The organism is Mesorhizobium sp. P2_E6 (assembly GCF_056403835.1).
In genome coordinates this window covers 1-1,659 of the sequence record NZ_JBFUEQ010000038.1, presented here as the reverse complement: position 1 = coordinate 1,659, position 1,659 = coordinate 1, and the positions used below count along the sequence as shown (strand labels likewise).

General features: G+C 59.5%; 1 protein-coding gene, 1 tRNA gene and 1 pseudogene. All 3 read right to left on the bottom strand.

Annotated features, from left to right (window positions below; all coding sequences use genetic code 11):
- Positions 1-452: 452 nt before the first annotated feature.
- The 3 genes and pseudogenes from AC1D08_RS33635 to AC1D08_RS33625 all read right to left on the bottom strand — a co-directional run bounded on the left by AC1D08_RS33635 (position 453) and on the right by AC1D08_RS33625 (position 1,597).
- Positions 453-765 (bottom strand): annotated as a pseudogene (locus AC1D08_RS33635) (type II toxin-antitoxin system RelE/ParE family toxin).
- 3 nt (positions 766-768) lie between these two features.
- Positions 769-1,035, bottom strand: a complete 267-nt coding sequence (locus tag AC1D08_RS33630) for a type II toxin-antitoxin system ParD family antitoxin (protein ID WP_457154385.1) — start codon at positions 1,033-1,035, stop codon at positions 769-771.
- 485 nt (positions 1,036-1,520) lie between these two features.
- Positions 1,521-1,597 (bottom strand) — tRNA-Met (locus AC1D08_RS33625).
- Positions 1,598-1,659: the final 62 nt, after the last annotated feature.

Here is a 1,659-nt window from a genome sequence, read left to right as displayed (position 1 = left end):
AGGTTCAGCAGGACTCTGCCGCCCACGTTTCTCTTTCTTCAATATTCAATTTTCAAAGAACAGACACCGCAGACGCAGTGTCGTGGCCCGTTTCGCTTTTGGCTCCGGGGCCGTCCGAGTGTCGCTTACGCGGCTCTCTTGAATCTCACAACGGGCAGGCTTAGAAGCAAACTTCTTCGTCGCCAGCGGCGTGCCGCCCTCGTTGGTGAGGCGTATATAGTCGCCACCTTCAACAACTGTCAACAGCCAAGATCACCCTTTTTTCGATTTCTCGTGGAGATCTCGCCGAGGCCCGAATTTGTGAGTTGGCTTGCCCCGATTGTGACCGGCTTTCCGGTGCAGCTTATCCCCCTGAAGCACGCCACCAGATCAGCGCCGAGCGGATGCCATCGGCCCGAAATCGCTGGCCTCGCTGGGCGGTGCGCCATGGCCGCCCCCTGCTTGAGCGCCGGTTAGAGCCGTTCTTCAAGCAATTCCGGCGTGATGTTGCGGCCGGCGTAAAAGACGCCCAAAATCAGCACCCGCTCCCCCCTCGACGGCGAATGCAATGCTGACAGCGCGCCGGTACCCAACAATCCGCAGCCCAGGCATGATCTCGACCCGCTCGGTGCCGCGCTGTGGAAAAGTCGACAGGCCGAGACAATGCTCGCGGATACCCACAACGAAATTCCAGGCGATCGCAGGCGATGCGCGCTCCGCTATATCGTCATAGAGCGCTTCCAGCTCGGACTCTGCCTTGGGGTGGAAGACAATCTGATACTCCATCCCCTACTTGGCTTTCGCCTGTTTCGCGCGATGACGCGCCTCCAGCCGCGAAAACACCGTGTCGGCAGGGGTCCCTTTCGTTGGATCCCGCTGGAGCTCGGCCAGGCGCGACGGTACGTCCTCACGCAGCCATTTCTCTCGCTCCGCCTCGAAGTCCTCGAGCATGCGCAGGCCCGCGCGGACAACCTCGCTGGCATTGTTGTAGCGGCCTGATTCGAGCTGCTTCCTGATGAAGCTCTCATAGTGGTCGTTTAAAGCGTAATTTGGCATGGCAACCTCCTGCAAACATAATGGGAGCGCCCAACGCGGATAGCAATAGATGTCATCTATTAGCAATCTGGCTGATTCGGCCATGCTCCACCTTGCCGCCATCCGGCTCCGGGAGAGATGCCGTCGCCTGATTCGGCACGACCGAAATGTCGTCTCAGCCTTGAGGGCGCCGGCGCGATCGAGGAGCGGCATGCAAAGTCGATGCCCGCGGTCGTCATCTCCAAGGCAGCATGCGCGCGACGACAGACGCGAACTCCAACCGGATCGCCGACGCGCTCGGCATGTCATTTCTGTCCGGTTTTGTCGTGTCACGCTGACATTGTCGTTTGCGCTTCCGATCTACGGCTCACATATGCTCCAAACGCGCAACGCCGGCCGGCTTTTGGCCAGACGGGCGTTTGTGATTTGGTTGCGGGGACAGGCAGTTCACGGCCACGGTCGGCCAGATACAAAAACAGCCCGGGCTTGGCCGGGCTGTCTTAATTTGGTTGCGGGGACAGGATTTGAACCTGTGACCTTCAGGTTATGAGCCTGACGAGCTACCGGGCTGCTCCACCCCGCGTCAACTAGAAGTAAGCGCAAGCCTACGATAGGGATGGCCTACAGATAGGTAGATGCCTCACC

Bases quoted from the DNA above. Each gene is read 5' to 3' on its own strand.
- AC1D08_RS33630 (WP_457154385.1), bottom strand. From the start codon at position 1,035: ATGCCAAATTACGCTTTAAACGACCACTATGAGAGCTTCATCAGGAAG.